This is a genomic window from Jiangella sp. DSM 45060, assembly GCF_900105175.1.
GTDB lineage: Bacteria > Actinomycetota > Actinomycetes > Jiangellales > Jiangellaceae > Jiangella.
Map to the genome: position 1 here is coordinate 2,146,735 of NZ_LT629771.1, position 15,345 is coordinate 2,162,079.

Consider the following 15,345-nt stretch of genomic DNA (forward strand, 5'->3'; position numbering starts at 1 on the left):
CACAGCGCCCGCTGTGCGGTCAGCTCACCGGAGAGGACTCTGTCTTCGTGTTGGACCTGCCCGTGTGGTTCGAAGTCGGAACGCTCGTCGTTCTCGTCCTGCTGCTCATCGCCGACCTCCTCATCGTCACCCGCCGCCCGCACGCGCCGTCCATGCGCGAGGCCAGCCTGTGGGTGGCGTTCTACGTGGGCCTGGCGGTGGTGTTCGGCATCGTCCTGGGGTTCGTCGGCCATGGCCAGGCCTCCGGTGAGTTCTTCGCCGGCTGGCTCACCGAATACAGCCTGAGCGTCGACAACCTGTTCATCTTCGTGATCATCCTGGCCCAGTTCAAGGTGCCCAGGAAGTACCAGCAGTCGGTGCTGATGTTCGGCATCCTGACGGCCATCGTCCTGCGTGGCGTGTTCATCCTGCTCGGCGCCGCGCTGATCAACGAGTTCGCCTGGGTGTTCTACATCTTCGGCGCGTTCCTCGTGTACACCGCCGTCAAGCTGGCCAACCAGCAGGTCCACCACGAGGAGCACGACGAGGAGTACGAGAACGCGTTCGTCCGCCGCGCCCAGAAGGTGCTGCCGATGACGACGGAGTACCACGGCATCAAGCTGCGCATCCGCGAGAACGGCAAGCGGCTCTACACCCCGATGCTCATCGTGTTCCTGTCCATCGCCTCCGCCGACCTGCTGTTCGCCGTCGACTCCATCCCGGCCATCTTCGGGCTGACGCAAGAGGCGTTCATCGTCTTCACCGCGAACATCTTCGCGCTGATGGGTCTGCGCCAGCTGTACTTCCTCATCGGCGGGTTGCTGGAGCGGCTGGTCTACCTGTCCGCGGGGCTGGCCGTCATCCTCGCGTTCATCGGCGTGAAGCTGGTCCTGCACGCCCTGCACGAGAACAACCTGCCGTTCGTCAACGGCGGCGAGCCGTTCCACAACGTGCCCGAGGTGCCCATCTGGCTCTCCCTGACGGTCATCGTCGCGACGTTGCTGGTCACCACGGTGCTCAGCCTGATGAAGTCCCGCCGCGACGACCGCAAGGCCGAGGTGGGCGGCTCGGCCGGCTCGGCGCAGGTCGAGGGCTCGGCCGACGCCGACAGCACCGCCGCCGGCTCCGTCGAGGCCGACGAGGCGAGCGCGGCCGAACACGACCGCCGCTGACCAGCGGTTCAGCAGTCCCCAACGGGCGTCCGGCTACCACGGCCGGGCGCTCGTTCCACGTCTGGCGTCGTGCGCTCTTCGCCGGATGTGTCCGACCCGCGCGGCACGATGCGAGCATGCCGCCGGCTCCGCGGATCGTGCTCGGCGTCTGGGAGGACGCGATGGGCGGACGCCTGCCGGAACGCTGGATCGACGCATTCCTGACCAACGACACCGTCGCAGCTCTCGGTGCGTTCTCGGCCGAGGACCTGCGGGTCGCGGCGAGGCTGTCGCGTGCCGCGAATCCGCGGAAGCAGCTGAAGCTGGACGAATGGCTGGCGTGCGTCATGGCCCAGGGCCGAACGCCCCGAAGCGCGGCGCCCCACCGGCCGAAACGCCGCGCGCCCTCGATCGAGCAGACTCCGGGCAGCCACGTCGTGCCTCCTGACATGGAGGGGGCACGGCGCGTCTGGGAGGCGGAACGCCGGCGATACAAGGCGGAGCGGGCGCGCGATGATCAGCCGGCCGCCACGGATCACCAGCTTCGAGCGTCGGACCCACCTCGGTTCAACGGGCCACGTCAGCCTGGAGATCCCCGCTGACGAGTCGTCGTCCGGCCACTCACCAGCCGCGGGCACGCCAGGCGGCCAGGTGCGGCCGTTCCGCCCCGAGCGTCGTGTCGTCGCCGTGGCCGGGGTAGACCCAGGTCTCGTCGGGCAGGCGGTCGAACAGCTTCGCCTCGACGTCGTCGAGCAGGGAGGTGAAGTCGGCCGCCGAGCGGGTCTTGCCGACGCCGCCGGGGAAGAGGGAGTCGCCGGTCCAGATGTGGGGCGGGCCGGTGGGGTCGTCGTACAGGACGGCGAGGCCGCCGGGGGTGTGGCCGGCCAGGTGGATCAGCTCCACCGCGACGTCGCCGAAGCGCAGCACGTCGCCGTCGGCGGCCACGAGCGCCGTCGGCACCGGGATGGCCGGCGCGTCCGCCGCGTGCGCCACCGTCACCGCGCCCGGCACGGCCGCCGCCACCTCGGCCAGCGCGCCCCAGTGGTCGGGGTGGCGGTGGGTGGTGACGACGTAGCGCAGCGGCCCGTCGCCGCACAGCTCGAGGACCCGCGCGGGTGAGGCGGCCGCGTCGATGAGCAGCTCGTCGCCGGCGAAGCGGTCGCGCAGCACGTAGACGTTCGACGCCAGCGGGCCGACGGCCGCCTTGGTGACGACCAGCCGGGCCAGCTCGTGCACCGCCGGCACGCCGCCGGGGGAGACCCGGCCGGTGTAGGAGCTCACAGCCAGGACGGCAGCGCCGGCAGCGCACCGGCCGGCTGCACCCGCAGCGCGGAGCCGGACGAGCGGCCGATCAGCCAGCTCAGCACCTCGGACGGCGACCCGCCGACGGTGACGGGTGCCTCGGCGCCCAGGTGCTCGACGCCGGCGCCGTCGATCTCGAGGGTGACGGCGGGGACGTCCTCGCGGCGGCCGAACGCGCGCACCGTCTCGTCGAGGGCGCGGCGGACGAACGCGGCCGGCCAGTCGGCCGGGCCGTAGCCGGTGCGCAGGTCGGCGTGGTGCACCTCGAGCTCGCGCAGCCGCAGCCAGAGCACCCGCCGCCCGGGCAGCGGCTCACCCGTGGCGGCCGGGCCGCGGCGCACCTGGCGCTCCCAGCCGTCGTCGGGCATCTCCATGACGGCGCGGACGAAGCGGTCGGCGGAGACGCGCAGGTCGTCGACGATCTCGGCGGCGGGCCGGGTGGCGCCGGCCTCGATGTCGGCGTTGCGGGCCTCGACGCTGGGATACATCGGGTTCTCGCGGCCGGTGCGGGCCCAGCCGAGCAGGTTGGACAGCGCGTCGGCGTTGCGGGCCACATGCGTGAGGACGTGGGCGCGGGTCCAGCCGGGACATAGACTGGGAGCGGCCAGGCCGGCGTCGTCGAGCGTGGCGGCCGTCGCGATGAGGCGTTCGGTCGCGGCGGTCACCGGCCCGGCGGCGGGGGAGTCACCGCCGGAATCGTGGGACATCGGTTCGGCGTTCACGGTGGGCACGGTTTCGAACCTAGCCCTGATCGGCCGCCGGGGCGACTGGGTTGGGCGTCCCGGACCGTTAGTCCGGCCGACCTTGTCGGACCCGCCCCCTACGATGCAGTGAACGGTCCGTCTGTCCGGCAGACCCGCCAACAACACGACGATGCAGTGAACCGTACGTCTGTCCAGCGCACCACCCCGACACCGGAGCCCACGCGACCTCATGACCGAACGAACCGCCGCCCGCGCCAGCGACCGCCTGGTGGTCCGCGGCGCCCGGGAGCACAACCTCAAAGACGTCTCCCTCGACCTCCCCCGCGACGCACTCATCGTGTTCACGGGGTTGTCCGGGTCGGGGAAGTCCAGCCTGGCCTTCGACACCATCTTCGCCGAGGGCCAGCGCCGCTACGTCGAGTCGCTGTCGGCGTACGCCCGCCAGTTCCTGGGGCAGATGGACAAACCCGACGTCGACTTCATCGAGGGGTTGTCGCCGGCGGTCTCCATCGACCAGAAGTCCACGTCGCGCAACCCGCGCTCGACGGTCGGCACCATCACCGAGGTCTACGACTACCTGCGGCTGCTGTACGCGCGGGCCGGGCATCCGCACTGTCCCCAGTGCGGGCGGCCCATCGGCCGGCAGACGCCGCAGTCCATCGTCGACCAGGTGCTCGACCTCGAGGACGGCTCCCGCTTCCAGGTGCTCGCGCCGGTGGTGCGCGCCCGCAAGGGCGAGTACGCCGACCTCTTCCGCACGCTGCAGTCGCAGGGCTACTCCCGGGCCCGGGTCGACGGCACGGTGTACCAGCTCACCGACGTGCCGAAGCTGAAGAAGCAGGAGAAGCACACCATCGAGGTGGTGGTCGACCGGCTGGCGGTGAAGGAGTCCGCGAAGCGCCGGCTCACCGACTCCGTCGAGACCGCGCTGCGGCTGTCCGGCGGACTGGTCACGCTCGACTTCGTCGACCTCCCCGAAGACCACGACCACCGCGAGCGGGTCTACTCCGAGCACCTGTACTGCCCGTACGACGAGCTGTCGTTCGAAGAGCTCGAGCCGCGGTCGTTCTCGTTCAACTCGCCGTTCGGCGCCTGCCCCGAGTGCACCGGCCTGGGCACCCGCATGGAGGTCGACGAGGAACTGATCGTCCCCGACCCGTCCAAGACGCTCGACGGCGGTGCGCTGGCCCCGTGGGCGCCCGGCAACACGTCCGAGTACTTCGACCGGCTGGTCACGGCGTTGTCCGAGGCCATCGGATTCCGCACCGACGTCCCGTTCGAGTCGCTGCCGAAGAAGGCGCGCGAGGCCGTCCTGCACGGCCACCCCGAGCAGGTGCACGTCCGCTACAAGAACCGGTACGGCCGCGAGCGCTCCTACTACACGTCCTACGAGGGCGTGCTCCCGTGGGTGCGGCGCCGCTACGCCGAGGCCGAGTCCGACGCCAGCCGCGAGCGGTTCGAGGGCTTCATGCGCGAGGTTCCGTGCCCGGCCTGCGGCGGCACCCGGCTCAAGCCGGTGGTGCTGGCGGTCACGGTCGGCGGCCGCAGCATCGCCGACGTCGCCGCGCTGCCCATCGGCGAGTGCGCCGAGTTCCTGCGCACGCTGAAGCTGTCCGAGCGCGAGGAGCAGATCGCCGCCCGGGTGCTCAAGGAGGTCAACGAGCGGCTGCAGTTCCTGGTCGACGTCGGCCTGCACTACCTCAGCCTCGACCGCGCATCGGCCACGCTGGCCGGCGGCGAGGCGCAGCGCATCCGGCTGGCCACGCAGATCGGCTCCGGCCTGGTCGGCGTGCTGTACGTGCTCGACGAGCCGTCCATCGGGCTGCACCAGCGCGACAACCACCGGCTCATCGAGACGCTCATCCGGCTGCGCGACCTCGGCAACACGCTGATCGTCGTCGAGCACGACGAAGACACCATCAAGGTGGCCGACTGGGTGGTCGACATCGGCCCGGGCGCCGGCGAGCACGGCGGCCAGGTCGTCGTCAGCGGCACCGTCGACGACCTCCTGGCGCAGGAAGACTCCCTCACCGGCGCGTACCTGTCCGGGAAAAAGCGCATCGACATCCCGCCGGTGCGCCGCCCGCCCACGAAGGACCGCGCGCTCAAGGTCGTCGGGGCGCGCGCCAACAACCTCAAGGACGTCACCGTCAGCTTCCCGCTGGGCTGCTTCGTCGCCGTCACCGGCGTCAGCGGCTCGGGCAAGTCCACGCTGGTCAACGACATCCTGTACACCTCGCTGGCGAAGGAGATCTACAACGCCCGCGCGGTGCCGGGCCGGCACAAGCGCATCGAGGGCATGGGCCTGGTCGACAAGGTCGTGCACGTCGACCAGTCGCCCATCGGCCGCACGCCGCGCAGCAACCCGGCCACCTACACCGGCGTGTTCGACGTCATCCGCAAGCTGTTCGCCGAGACGCAGGAGGCGAAGGTCCGCGGCTACCAGCAGGGACGGTTCTCGTTCAACGTCAAGGGCGGGCGCTGCGAGGCGTGCTCCGGCGACGGCACCATCAAGATCGAGATGAACTTCCTGCCCGACGTCTACGTGCCGTGCGAGGTCTGCCACGGCGCCCGGTACAACCGCGAGACGCTCGAGGTGCACTACAAGGGCAAGAGCATCTCCGAGGTGCTCGAGATGCCCATCGAGGAGGCGACGGAGTTCTTCGCCCCGGTCGAGCGCATCGCCCGGCACCTGCGCACGCTCAAGGAGGTCGGGCTGGGCTACGTGCGGCTGGGCCAGCCGGCGCCCACGCTCTCCGGCGGCGAGGCACAGCGGGTCAAGCTGGCGGCCGAGCTGCAGAAGCGGTCCACCGGCAAGACCATCTACGTGCTCGACGAGCCCACCACCGGCCTGCACTTCGAAGACATCCGCAAGCTCATCGGCGTGCTGCAGGGGCTGGTCGACAAGGGCAACACCGTGGTCGTCATCGAGCACAACCTCGACGTCGTCAAGACCGCCGACTGGATCGTCGACATGGGCCCCGAGGGCGGCACCGGCGGCGGCACCGTCGTCGCCACCGGCACGCCCGAGCAGGTCGCCAAGGTCCAGGCGTCGCACACCGGCGCCTTCCTGCGCGACATCCTCGGTGTCTAGTCGATCTCAATCCGTCCGGGCTGCCCGCTCGTACATAGGGTGAGCGGGTACCCCACGGAGAGGCGATCGATGGCACAGCGGCACGCGGCAACGACCACGGACGGCGACACCGACGGCGACCACGCGGGCTGCGGCCATTGCGTCGGCCGCCGCACGGCGCTGATGGGCCTGGGCGCCGTCGGCGTCGCGGGCCTGCTGGCGGCCTGCGGCGGCGGTGACGACGAGCCGAGCACGGGCGGCGCGCCGTCGGCGCAGCCCAGCGCCGAGGCGACCGACGGCGGCAGCAGCGCCGAGGCCACGCCGCCGGCCGAGCCGTCGACGCCCGCGGAGGAGCCCGGCGGCGAGGCGCTCACCAGCACCGACAAGGTCCCGGTGGGCGGCGGCGTCGTGCTGCACGTCCCCGGCGTCGTGGTGGCGCAGCCCGAGGCCGGCACGTTCGTCGCCTACAGCAGCACCTGCACGCACCAGGGCTGCGCCGTCACCACGGTGGCCGACGGCCTGATCACCTGCGACTGCCACGGCAGCCAGTTCAACGTCGCCGACGGCTCGGTGGCCAACGGCCCGGCCGAGCAGCCGCTGCCGGCGGTGGCGATCCTCGTCGAGGGCGACCAGATCCTCGCCGGCTGAGACGAAGTCGCCAGCGGGGTGGAGGATGCTTCGCCGGCTCCGCTACGCGGCGGTGAAGCATGCCGCGGGCGCTCTTGACGCCTGCTCCGCATCCTCCGCCCCGTCAGCGACGCTCCGGCGGCTGGCGGGGCCGCACCCGGCCGGTGCGAACGGGGTGAACCGGCGGCCGGGTGCGGCGTCAGGGGAGCAACGCGGGGCTCAGGCGCCCGGACGCGGCTCCGTGGGTGGCGGCTCCTCGTCGCCGAACAGCGACTGCCCCGGCGGGTCGGCGGGCGCGCCCGCGGGCGAACCGTCACCCGCCGAGCCGTACGAGGCCGACGCCGACGCCGCGGCACCGCGACCCATCGGCGGGTCGAAGTTCGACGGCGACAGCTTCGCCCACCACTCGCGGGCGGTGTTGATGCCACCGACGCCGAACGCGATCGTGACCGCGCCCAGGATCGCCAGCGGCAGGTACTGCAGCAGCGTGTTCTCGATCTTCGACGTCACCGACGACGCGAAGTTCAGCGTGTCGAACGCGGCCAGGATCCCGATCACCAGCACGCCGATGCGCACCGCGGTGCTGACCCAGCCCATGTTCCGGCTCTCCGCGAACGGCCGGACGACATTCGCCGCCCAATTGGCGATCGCGGCCGCCACGAACAGCACCAGAAGCGCGATGGCCACCAGCGGCAGATAGGCGATGAGCCGGTTCAGCATCGTCGTCAGCTGATCGATCCGCAGTACTTCCGCGGCGATCTGCACGAAGATGATGAAGATCAGGAAGTAGGCCACTTGGCCGATCAGCGCCACACCGCTGGTTCCGGCCTGGCGCAGGGTGTTCTCGATGCCGGCGGCCTCGGTCAGGCGACCGGCGCCGATCTTGTTCAGTCCGGCCGTGAGCAGCCGTCGGATCAGCTTCGCGACCCAGTGCCCGACCAGCAGCAGTAGTAGCGCGACCACCAGGCGCGGCACGAAGTCGCCGATGTCGGAGCCGAGTCGGCTGAACGAGTCGCCGAGTTGGTCGACGAAATTCTCTGTACGCACAGATGTGGGCATTCCATGCCTCCCGCCTTGTCTCGAAGGTGCCCCCGAAGATAGTTCCGGCCGGGGAACCGATCATTGCGATTCCGATTTGTTCCGCTATTCGGCCGAGGGAGGTGTGAGAATTGTCGGCACATCGCCGCACATTGCCGGTCGGGCGTTCGGTCACGCTCACCGCGAACACCGGCATGCGGGGTCTGTCGGTGCGAGGTCATAGGCTGTCTGTCGTGGCCGATCCGACGACGTACCGACCGGCCCCGGGGTCGATCCCGGTCGAGCCCGGGGTCTACCGCTTCAGCGACGCTCACGGCCGCGTCATCTACGTCGGCAAGGCCAAGAGCCTGCGCGCGCGGCTGTCGTCGTACTTCCAGGACCTCTCCGCGCTGCACCCGCGCACGTTCGCCATGGTCACCACCGCGGCCAAGGTCGAGTGGACGGTGGTGCGCACCGAGGTCGAGGCGCTGCAGCTGGAGTACTCCTGGATCAAGGAGTTCGACCCGCGGTTCAACGTCCGCTACCGCGACGACAAGTCCTACCCGTACCTCGCCGTCACGCTGAACGAGGAGTTCCCGCGGGCCATGGTCATGCGCGGGGCGAAGAAGCGCGGCGTCCGCTACTTCGGCCCGTACGCGCACGCCTGGGCCATCCGCGAGTCGCTCGACCAGCTGCTGCGGGTGTTCCCGGTGCGCAGCTGCTCCAAGGGCGTGTTCAACCGGTCGAAGCAGATCGGCCGGCCGTGCCTGCTCGGCTACATCGGCAAGTGCTCGGCGCCGTGCGTCGGCCGGGTCGACGCCGACGAGCACCGTCAGATCGCCGACGACCTCGTCTCGTTCCTCGACGGCCGCACGTCGGGCTACGTCCGGCGGCTGGAGAAGGAGATGAAGGCCGCCGCGGCCGAGCTCGACTACGAGCGGGCCGCCCGGCTGCGCGACGACATCGCCGCGCTCGAGCGGGCCATGGAGGCCAACGCCGTCGTGCTCGGCGACGGCACCGACGCCGACGTCGTCGCGCTCGCCGACGACACCCTCGAGGTCGCCGTCCAGGTGTTCTACGTGCGCGGCGGCCGGGTCCGCGGGCAGCGCGGCTGGGTCGCCGACAAATCCGACGACGCCCCCGCCGGCGAGCTGGTCGAGCGGTTCCTGCTGCAGCTCTACGGCGAGCTGGGCGGCGAGTCGGTGCCGCGCGAGGTGCTGGTGCCGGCGCTGCCCGACGACCCCGGCGAGGCGGCCGCGCTGACGGAGCTGCTGGCCGAGTTGCGCGGCGGCCGGGTCGACATCCGGGTGCCGCAGCGCGGCGACAAGCGGGCGCTGCTGCAGACCGTCGCCGCCAACGCCAAGCAGTCGCTGAACCTGCACAAGACGAAGCGGGCCAGCGACCTCACCACCCGCAGCCGGGCGCTCGAGGAGATCCAGGAGGCGCTCGAGCTCGACGAGCCGCCGCTGCGCATCGAGTGCTACGACATCTCCAACCTGGCCGGCACCGAGGTGGTCGGGTCCATGGTGGTGTTCGAGGACGGCCTGCCGCGCAAGAGCGAGTACCGCAAGTTCACCGTCCGCGGCGAGCAGGGCGGCACCGACGACGTCGCCTCCATCCGCGAGGTGCTGATCCGCCGGTTCCGCCGGCTGCGCGAGTCGCCCCAGGCCGACCAGGGCGAACCCGCACCCGACGGCGCCGCGCCCGAGCTGCGTCCCGGCATCGACCCCGACACCGGGCGGCCGCGCAAGTTTTCCTACGCGCCCGGCCTGGTCGTCGTCGACGGCGGCCAGCCGCAGGTCAACGCGGCCCGGCAGGCCATGGACGAAGCAGGCGTCAGCGACATCCCCGTCGTCGGGCTGGCCAAGCGCCTGGAAGAAGTGTGGCCGCCCGACTCCGACCACCCGATCATCCTGCCGCGCACCAGCGAGGGCCTGTACCTCCTGCAGCGGGTCCGCGACGAAGCGCACCGGTTCGCCATCACGTTCCACCGGCAGCGCCGCTCCACGTCCATGGTCGACAGCCTGCTCGACGGCGTGCCCGGCCTGGGGCCCACGCGCCGCAAGGCGCTCATGACCACGTTCGGGTCGCTGAAACGGCTGCGAACTGCGACCATGGAGCAGATCGCGGAGGTCCCCGGCTTCGGTCCTGCCACGGCGCAGGCGGTGGTCGACGCGCTGGCACAGCGCCCGGCCACCCCGGCCGTCAACACCGCGACCGGCGAGATCCTCGATCCGTGACCACCCGTGGCCACGGTCGCTCGCCGGACGCGCCCCCGACAACTGAACATCCACGCCGCACCGCACAAGGGGATCGCACCATGAACGACCAAGGCCGTCCCGAGGCCTCGGAGAAGCTCGACCTCCTCCTCGTCACCGGCATGTCCGGGGCCGGGAAGACCGCCGCCACGGCTGCGCTCGACGACATCGGCTGGTTCGTCGTCGACAACCTGCCGCCGTCGCTTCTCATGGACCTCGTCACCACCGTCACCCAGCGCACCGACCTGCGCCGCGTCGCCGTCGTCGCCGACGTCCGCGGCGGGGTGTTCTTCGGCGAGCTGCGCGGCGCCCTCGACCGCCTCACCGAGCAGGGCTACCGCCCGACGGTGCTGTTCCTCGAGGCCGGCGACGAAGCGCTGGTCCGCCGGTTCGAGTCGGCGCGCCGTCCGCACCCGCTGCAGGGCGGCGGACGCGTCCTCGAGGCCATCGAGCGCGAGCGTGAGGAGCTGGCGTCGCTGCGGGTCGCCGCCGACGTCGTCATCGACACCTCGCTGCTCAACCCGCACGAGCTGGCCGGCCGGGTGCGGTCGGCGTTCTCGGCGCCCGAGATCACCGGACTGCGGGCCATCGTCATCTCGTTCGGATTCAAGTACGGTCTGCCGGTGGACGCCGATCTCGTCGCCGACATGCGGTTCCTGCCGAACCCGCACTGGGTGCCGCACCTGCGGCCGCAGAACGGCACCGACGCCGAGGTCAGCGACTACGTGCTGGCACAGCCGACCGCCGAGGACTTCCTCGACCACTACAGCGAGCTGGTCGCCATGGTGGCGCCCGGCTACCTGCACGAGGGCAAGCGGTTCGTCACCATCGGCATCGGCTGTACCGGCGGCAAGCACCGCAGCGTCGCGATGAGCGAGGCGCTCGCGCAGCGGCTGCGCAAACAGGGCATCGAGACCCTCGTGGTCCATCGCGATCTCGGACGGGAATGACCGGAACACTCTCCAGCACGACGGGCGACGTCGCCCGCGGCCGGCTCGCCGGCCCGAAGGTGACCGCCCTGGGCGGCGGCCACGGACTGGCGGCGTCGCTCGCGGCGTTGCGCCGTATGGCGGGCCGTCTGACGGCCATCGTCACCGTCGCCGACGACGGCGGCTCCAGCGGCCGGCTGCGTGAGGAGCTGGGCGTACTGCCGCCGGGCGACCTCCGCATGGCGCTGGCCGCCCTCTGCGGCGACGACGACTGGGGCCGCACATGGGCGCGGGTGCTGCAGCACCGGTTCCTCAGCGGGGGAGAACTGCACAACCACGCGGCCGGCAACCTGCTCATCGTCGCCCTGTGGGAGCTGCTCGGCGGCCACGTCGAGGGCCTCGACTGGGTCGGCCGGCTGCTCGGCGCGCAGGGCCGGGTGCTGCCGATGGCGCTCGTCCCGCTGACCATCGAGGCGCTGGTCGGCCGCCCGGCGGCGCAGCCCGGCGCCCCGCGCGAGGTCTTCACCGTCAGCGGCCAGCACGAGGTGGCCACCACCGACGGCGACATCGTCGCCGTCTGCCTCGTCCCGGACGACCCGCCGGCCTGCCCCGAGGCGCTCGAGGCCATCGCCGACGCCGACTGGGTGGTGCTCGGCCCCGGCTCCTGGTTCAGCAGCGTCGTGCCGCACCTGCTCGTCCCGGAGATCCGCGACGCTCTCGTGACGACGTCCGCGCGCCGGGCCGTCACGCTGAACCTGTCCGAGGAAGGTGGCGAGACCACCGGCTTCACCCCGGAGATGCACCTCGAGGTGCTCGGTGCGTACGCGCCGGACCTGCGCCTCGACCTCGTCATCGCCGAACGGCGCTCCTGCACCGACGAGAAGCTGCTGCGCCGCATCGCCGGCGAGATGGGCGCCGAACTCGTCGTCGCCGACGTCGCGAAGGCTGACGGCACCGCCCAGCACGACCCTGTCCGGCTGGGCCGCACCTACGCCCAGACGCTCGGCAACAGCGGCATCGGCCCTTGGCACTGAGGGCCTTGTCCGGCATGCAGTGACCGTGACCGGACAGACCCTCCGGTGTGGCAGGATCACCGCATGGCGATGACAGCATCCGTGAAGGACGAGCTGGCTCGCCTCGAGGTGACAAGGACGTGCTGCCGTAAGGCTGAGGTGTCGTCGCTGCTGCGCTTTGCCGGCGGCCTGCACATCGTCAGTGGGAAGATCGTCATCGAGGCCGAGTTGGATACGGGGGTCGCGGCCCGCAGGCTGCGACGTGACATAGCGGAGGTGTTCGGCCACGACAGCGACCTCGCGATGGTCGCGGCCGGTGGGCTGCGCAAGGGCAGCCGCTACGTCGTGCGCGTGGTGCGCGACGGCGAGCGGCTGGCGCGGCAGACGGGGTTGATCGACGCCAGTGGGCGGCCGGTCCGCGGGCTGCCGCCGCAGGTGGTGAACGGGGCCGACCACGACGCCGAGGCGGCGTGGCGGGGCGCGTTCCTCGCCCACGGGTCGTTGACCGAGCCCGGCCGCAGCTCCGCGCTGGAGGTGACCTGCCCGGGGCCCGAGGCGGCGCTGGCGCTGGTCGGCGCGGCCCGGCGGCTGGACATCTCGGCCAAGGCGCGCGACGTGCGGGGGACCGACCGCGTGGTGGTCCGCGACGGCGACGCCATCGGGGCGCTGCTGACCCGGCTGGGCGCGCACGACAGCGTGCTGGCCTGGGAAGAACGGCGCATGCGGCGCGAGGTGCGGGCCACGGCGAACCGGCTGGCCAACTTCGACGACGCCAACCTGCGCCGGTCGGCGCGGGCGGCCGTCGCGGCGGGGGCGCGGGTCGAGCGGGCGCTGGAGATCCTCGGCGAGGATGTCCCCGACCACCTGCGCCAGGCCGGGCTGCTGCGGCTGGAGAACAAACAGGCCAGCCTCGAGGAGCTGGGCCAGCTGTCCGACCCGCCCATGACGAAGGACGCGGTGGCCGGGCGCATCCGCCGGCTGCTCGCGATGGCCGACCGCAAGGCCGCCGACGACGGCGTGCCCGACACCGAGGCCAGCCTCACGCCGGACATGCTCGCTCCGTGAGCGATGCCGGGCCGCCGTCCGGGCCGCAGGCGTGGGCGATGCAGATCGTCGTTCACCTGCCCCGGCCCGGCTCACCGGAGGGCGACCCGCCCACCCGGCGGGCGCTGCTGGAGGCAGTGGCGTCGGCGGCCGGCCGGCTGGTCGCCGCCGGGTACGCCGACGACGCCGACCCGGACTGGGCGGCGGCGATCCGTCAGTACGAGGACGGCTGGATCCGCAAGGTGGTGCGCCGCGCCCGCGGCGTGCACTGGCAGCGGGTCCAGCCGCTGCCCGGCGTCGGCGTGACGCACGACGGCGCGAGCGTGCGGGCGCTGCTGCCCGGCCCCGTCGGCGAGCTGCCCGACGAGGTGCGGCGGCTGCAGGTCGGCGGCACCGAGGTGGAGGACGCCGCGGCCCCGGGCGAGCGCGACGCCGACCCCGCCGCGCTCGCCGTCGCCCTGAACCCGGCCGTGACGATGACGGCGGGCAAGGCGGCCGCTCAGGCCGGGCACGCCGCCCAGCTCGCCTGGCACGCGATGCCGGGGGACCGGCGGCTCGAGTGGACGGCGGCCGGCTGCCCGGTCCGCGTCGTGGCTGTGCCGCCCGCCGGGTGGCAGGCGGCACTGGTCCGGTCCGGGGTGGTGGTGCGCGACGGCGGCCTGACCGAGGTCACCCCCGGCACCACGACCGCCGCCGCGTGGTGGTGAGCGTCAGGGCTGCGGCACGGTGACACCGTCGACGCCGTCGGGCGAAGCGGACGACCCGCTGAGCCGGCCCACGGCGCCCGATGCGGCGCTCTTGATCAGCTCGTCCAGGTCGAGGCCGGTCGCGTTCTTCAGCATCTCCAGCGTCTGGACGACGTTGTCGGTGACCTGCCGCGGCAGCGAGTTGACGCCGTCGGACGACACCACCGTCAGCTTGTCGATCGCGCCGATCGGAGCCGACACCTCGCGGGCCAGCGCCGGCAGCACCTCGACCAGCATCTGGAGCACGGCCGCTTCGTTGTAGTGCGCGAACGCCTCGGCCCGCTTGTCCATGGCCTCCGCCTCGGCGTGGCCACGGGCGAGGATCGCCGACGCCTCGGCCTCACCCTCGGCGCGGACGGCCTCGGCCTCGGCGACCCGGCGGGCCTTCTCGGCCTCACCGCGCTTGGCGCCCTCGATCGCCTCGGCCTCGGCCAGCGCGGCCCGGCGCGCCTTCTCCGACTCACCGACCAGCCGGGCCTCCTCGGCCCGGCCCTCGGCGGCGGCGATGGCCGCGGCCTTGCGCGCCTCGGCCTCGGCGATGTCGGAGTTCCGCTTGCCCTCGGCCTCCTGCTCGACGCGGTACCGCTCGGCGTCGGCGGGCTTGCGCACCTGGGTGTCGAGCTGCCGCTCGGTCAGCGCGGCCTGCCGGACGGCGACCTTCTCCTGCTCGGCGAGGATCGCCTGGTCCTGGTCGGCCTGGGCGAGCGGGCCGGACGCGGCCGCACGTGCCGCGGCGGCGTCGGTCTCGGCCTTGATCTCGGCCTGCCGCAGCGCCAGCCCGCGCTGGGCGACGGCGATCTCCTCCTCGGCGAGGATGCGGGCCTGCTCGGCGGCCTGCCGGGCGTTGGCCTCGGCGATGGCCGCCTCCTGCCCGATCCGGGCGGCCTCGGGCCGGCCGAGGTCGGACAGGTAGCTGCCGTCGTCGGTGATGTCCTGGATCTGGAAGGTGTCGAGGACGAGACCCTGGCCGGTCAGCGAGTTCTCCGACTCGTCGGCCACCCGCTGGGCGAAGGCGGCGCGGTCGCGGATGATCTGCTCGACGGAGAGGCCGCCGACGATGGAGCGCAGCGCACCGGCCAGCACCTCCTGGGTGAACGTCTCGACCTCCTCCTGCTGGGTGAGGAAGCGCTGCGCGGCTGCGCGGATCTGGTCCTCGTTGCCGCCGACCTTGACGATCGCGACGCCCTCGACGTTGAGCTTGACGCCCTGGCCGGACACGGCGCCGCGGATCTGCACGGACAGCCGCCGGCTGGAGAGGTCGAGGATGTGCAGCTTCTGCACGAACGGGATGACGAACGTCCCGCCGCCCATCACGACGCGCTGGCCGGACAGGTCGGTCGAGATGATGCCGGTCTCCGGGTTACGGACGGCCTTGCCGCGCCGTCCGGTGACGATGTACGCCTCGTTCGGGCCGGCTACCTTGTAGCGGCTGGTGATGAGCAGGACGATCAGGACCAGGAGGACGATGAGGCCGATGACGGTGATGGTCGTCTGATTCAACT

At 72.1% G+C, this 15,345-nt stretch carries 13 protein-coding genes; 9 read left to right on the forward strand and 4 right to left on the reverse strand.

Going from position 1 to position 15,345, the window contains the following annotated elements; genetic code table 11:
* Nucleotides 1-50: 50 nt before the first annotated feature.
* On the forward strand, nucleotides 51-1,151 hold the full coding sequence (locus tag BLU82_RS09550) for a TerC family protein (protein ID WP_092619001.1): 1,101 nt from the start codon (nucleotides 51-53) through the stop codon (nucleotides 1,149-1,151).
* A gap of 116 nt (nucleotides 1,152-1,267) precedes the next feature.
* Complete coding sequence (locus BLU82_RS09555; RefSeq protein WP_092619004.1) at nucleotides 1,268-1,732, forward strand: hypothetical protein; 465 nt, start codon at nucleotides 1,268-1,270, stop codon at nucleotides 1,730-1,732.
* Nucleotides 1,733-1,751: 19 nt separating this feature from the next.
* On the opposite strand, the gene BLU82_RS09560 is transcribed toward BLU82_RS09555, so the two are convergent.
* Nucleotides 1,752-2,411, reverse strand: coding sequence for an MBL fold metallo-hydrolase (locus tag BLU82_RS09560; RefSeq protein ID WP_197682837.1), 660 nt, complete (start codon nucleotides 2,409-2,411; stop codon nucleotides 1,752-1,754).
* Entirely contained in the window at nucleotides 2,408-3,139 is a 732-nt protein-coding gene (locus BLU82_RS09565) for a maleylpyruvate isomerase family mycothiol-dependent enzyme (RefSeq protein ID WP_092625645.1), read from the reverse strand. Before BLU82_RS09565 ends, BLU82_RS09560 begins: the two co-directional genes overlap by 4 nt.
* A 226-nt stretch (nucleotides 3,140-3,365) precedes the next feature.
* Between BLU82_RS09565 and uvrA the strand changes: the two genes are divergently transcribed.
* The gene (gene uvrA / locus BLU82_RS09570; protein ID WP_092619010.1) at nucleotides 3,366-6,230 is read left to right on the forward strand and encodes an excinuclease ABC subunit UvrA; all 2,865 of its coding nucleotides are present in this window, start codon (nucleotides 3,366-3,368) and stop codon (nucleotides 6,228-6,230) included.
* A 69-nt stretch (nucleotides 6,231-6,299) separates the two neighbouring features.
* Nucleotides 6,300-6,857, forward strand: a complete 558-nt coding sequence (locus tag BLU82_RS09575) for a ubiquinol-cytochrome c reductase iron-sulfur subunit (RefSeq protein ID WP_092619013.1) — start codon at nucleotides 6,300-6,302, stop codon at nucleotides 6,855-6,857.
* A 198-nt stretch (nucleotides 6,858-7,055) separates the two neighbouring features.
* Here the strand turns inward: BLU82_RS09575 and BLU82_RS09580 are convergent, their stop codons facing one another.
* The gene (locus BLU82_RS09580; protein ID WP_172885564.1) at nucleotides 7,056-7,883 is read right to left on the reverse strand and encodes a hypothetical protein; all 828 of its coding nucleotides are present in this window, start codon (nucleotides 7,881-7,883) and stop codon (nucleotides 7,056-7,058) included.
* A gap of 224 nt (nucleotides 7,884-8,107) precedes the next feature.
* On the opposite strand from BLU82_RS09580, the gene uvrC reads away from it, so the two are divergent.
* From uvrC to BLU82_RS09605, 5 genes are all read left to right on the forward strand, one after another.
* Nucleotides 8,108-10,093, forward strand: a complete 1,986-nt coding sequence (uvrC, locus tag BLU82_RS09585; protein ID WP_092619019.1) for an excinuclease ABC subunit UvrC — start codon at nucleotides 8,108-8,110, stop codon at nucleotides 10,091-10,093.
* An 80-nt stretch (nucleotides 10,094-10,173) separates the two neighbouring features.
* Nucleotides 10,174-11,061, forward strand: a complete 888-nt coding sequence (rapZ, locus tag BLU82_RS09590) for an RNase adapter RapZ (protein ID WP_092619022.1) — start codon at nucleotides 10,174-10,176, stop codon at nucleotides 11,059-11,061.
* Nucleotides 11,058-12,074, forward strand: coding sequence for a uridine diphosphate-N-acetylglucosamine-binding protein YvcK (gene yvcK / locus BLU82_RS09595; protein ID WP_092619025.1), 1,017 nt, complete (start codon nucleotides 11,058-11,060; stop codon nucleotides 12,072-12,074). Before rapZ ends, yvcK begins: the two co-directional genes overlap by 4 nt.
* Nucleotides 12,075-12,137: 63 nt before the next feature.
* Nucleotides 12,138-13,118 (forward strand): DNA-binding protein WhiA, encoded by a 981-nt coding sequence (gene whiA, locus BLU82_RS09600; protein WP_092619028.1) that lies wholly within the window; start codon nucleotides 12,138-12,140, stop codon nucleotides 13,116-13,118.
* Nucleotides 13,115-13,804, forward strand: coding sequence for a peptidyl-tRNA hydrolase (locus BLU82_RS09605; RefSeq protein WP_197682839.1), 690 nt, complete (start codon nucleotides 13,115-13,117; stop codon nucleotides 13,802-13,804). The genes whiA and BLU82_RS09605 overlap by 4 nt, the downstream gene beginning before the upstream one ends.
* Before the next feature lie 3 nt (nucleotides 13,805-13,807).
* On the opposite strand, the gene BLU82_RS09610 is transcribed toward BLU82_RS09605, so the two are convergent.
* Entirely contained in the window at nucleotides 13,808-15,343 is a 1,536-nt protein-coding gene (locus BLU82_RS09610; RefSeq protein WP_092619031.1) for a flotillin family protein, read from the reverse strand.
* Nucleotides 15,344-15,345: the final 2 nt, after the last annotated feature.

Bases quoted from the DNA above. Each gene is read 5' to 3' on its own strand.
- BLU82_RS09555 (WP_092619004.1), top strand. From the start codon at position 1,268: ATGCCGCCGGCTCCGCGGATCGTGCTCGGCGTCTGGGAGGACGCGATG.
- BLU82_RS09565 (WP_092625645.1), bottom strand. From the start codon at position 3,139: ATGTCCCACGATTCCGGCGGTGACTCCCCCGCCGCCGGGCCGGTGACC.
- uvrA (WP_092619010.1), top strand. From the start codon at position 3,366: ATGACCGAACGAACCGCCGCCCGCGCCAGCGACCGCCTGGTGGTCCGC.
- BLU82_RS09575 (WP_092619013.1), top strand. From the start codon at position 6,300: ATGGCACAGCGGCACGCGGCAACGACCACGGACGGCGACACCGACGGC.
- rapZ (WP_092619022.1), top strand. From the start codon at position 10,174: ATGAACGACCAAGGCCGTCCCGAGGCCTCGGAGAAGCTCGACCTCCTC.
- yvcK (WP_092619025.1), top strand. From the start codon at position 11,058: ATGACCGGAACACTCTCCAGCACGACGGGCGACGTCGCCCGCGGCCGG.
- whiA (WP_092619028.1), top strand. From the start codon at position 12,138: ATGGCGATGACAGCATCCGTGAAGGACGAGCTGGCTCGCCTCGAGGTG.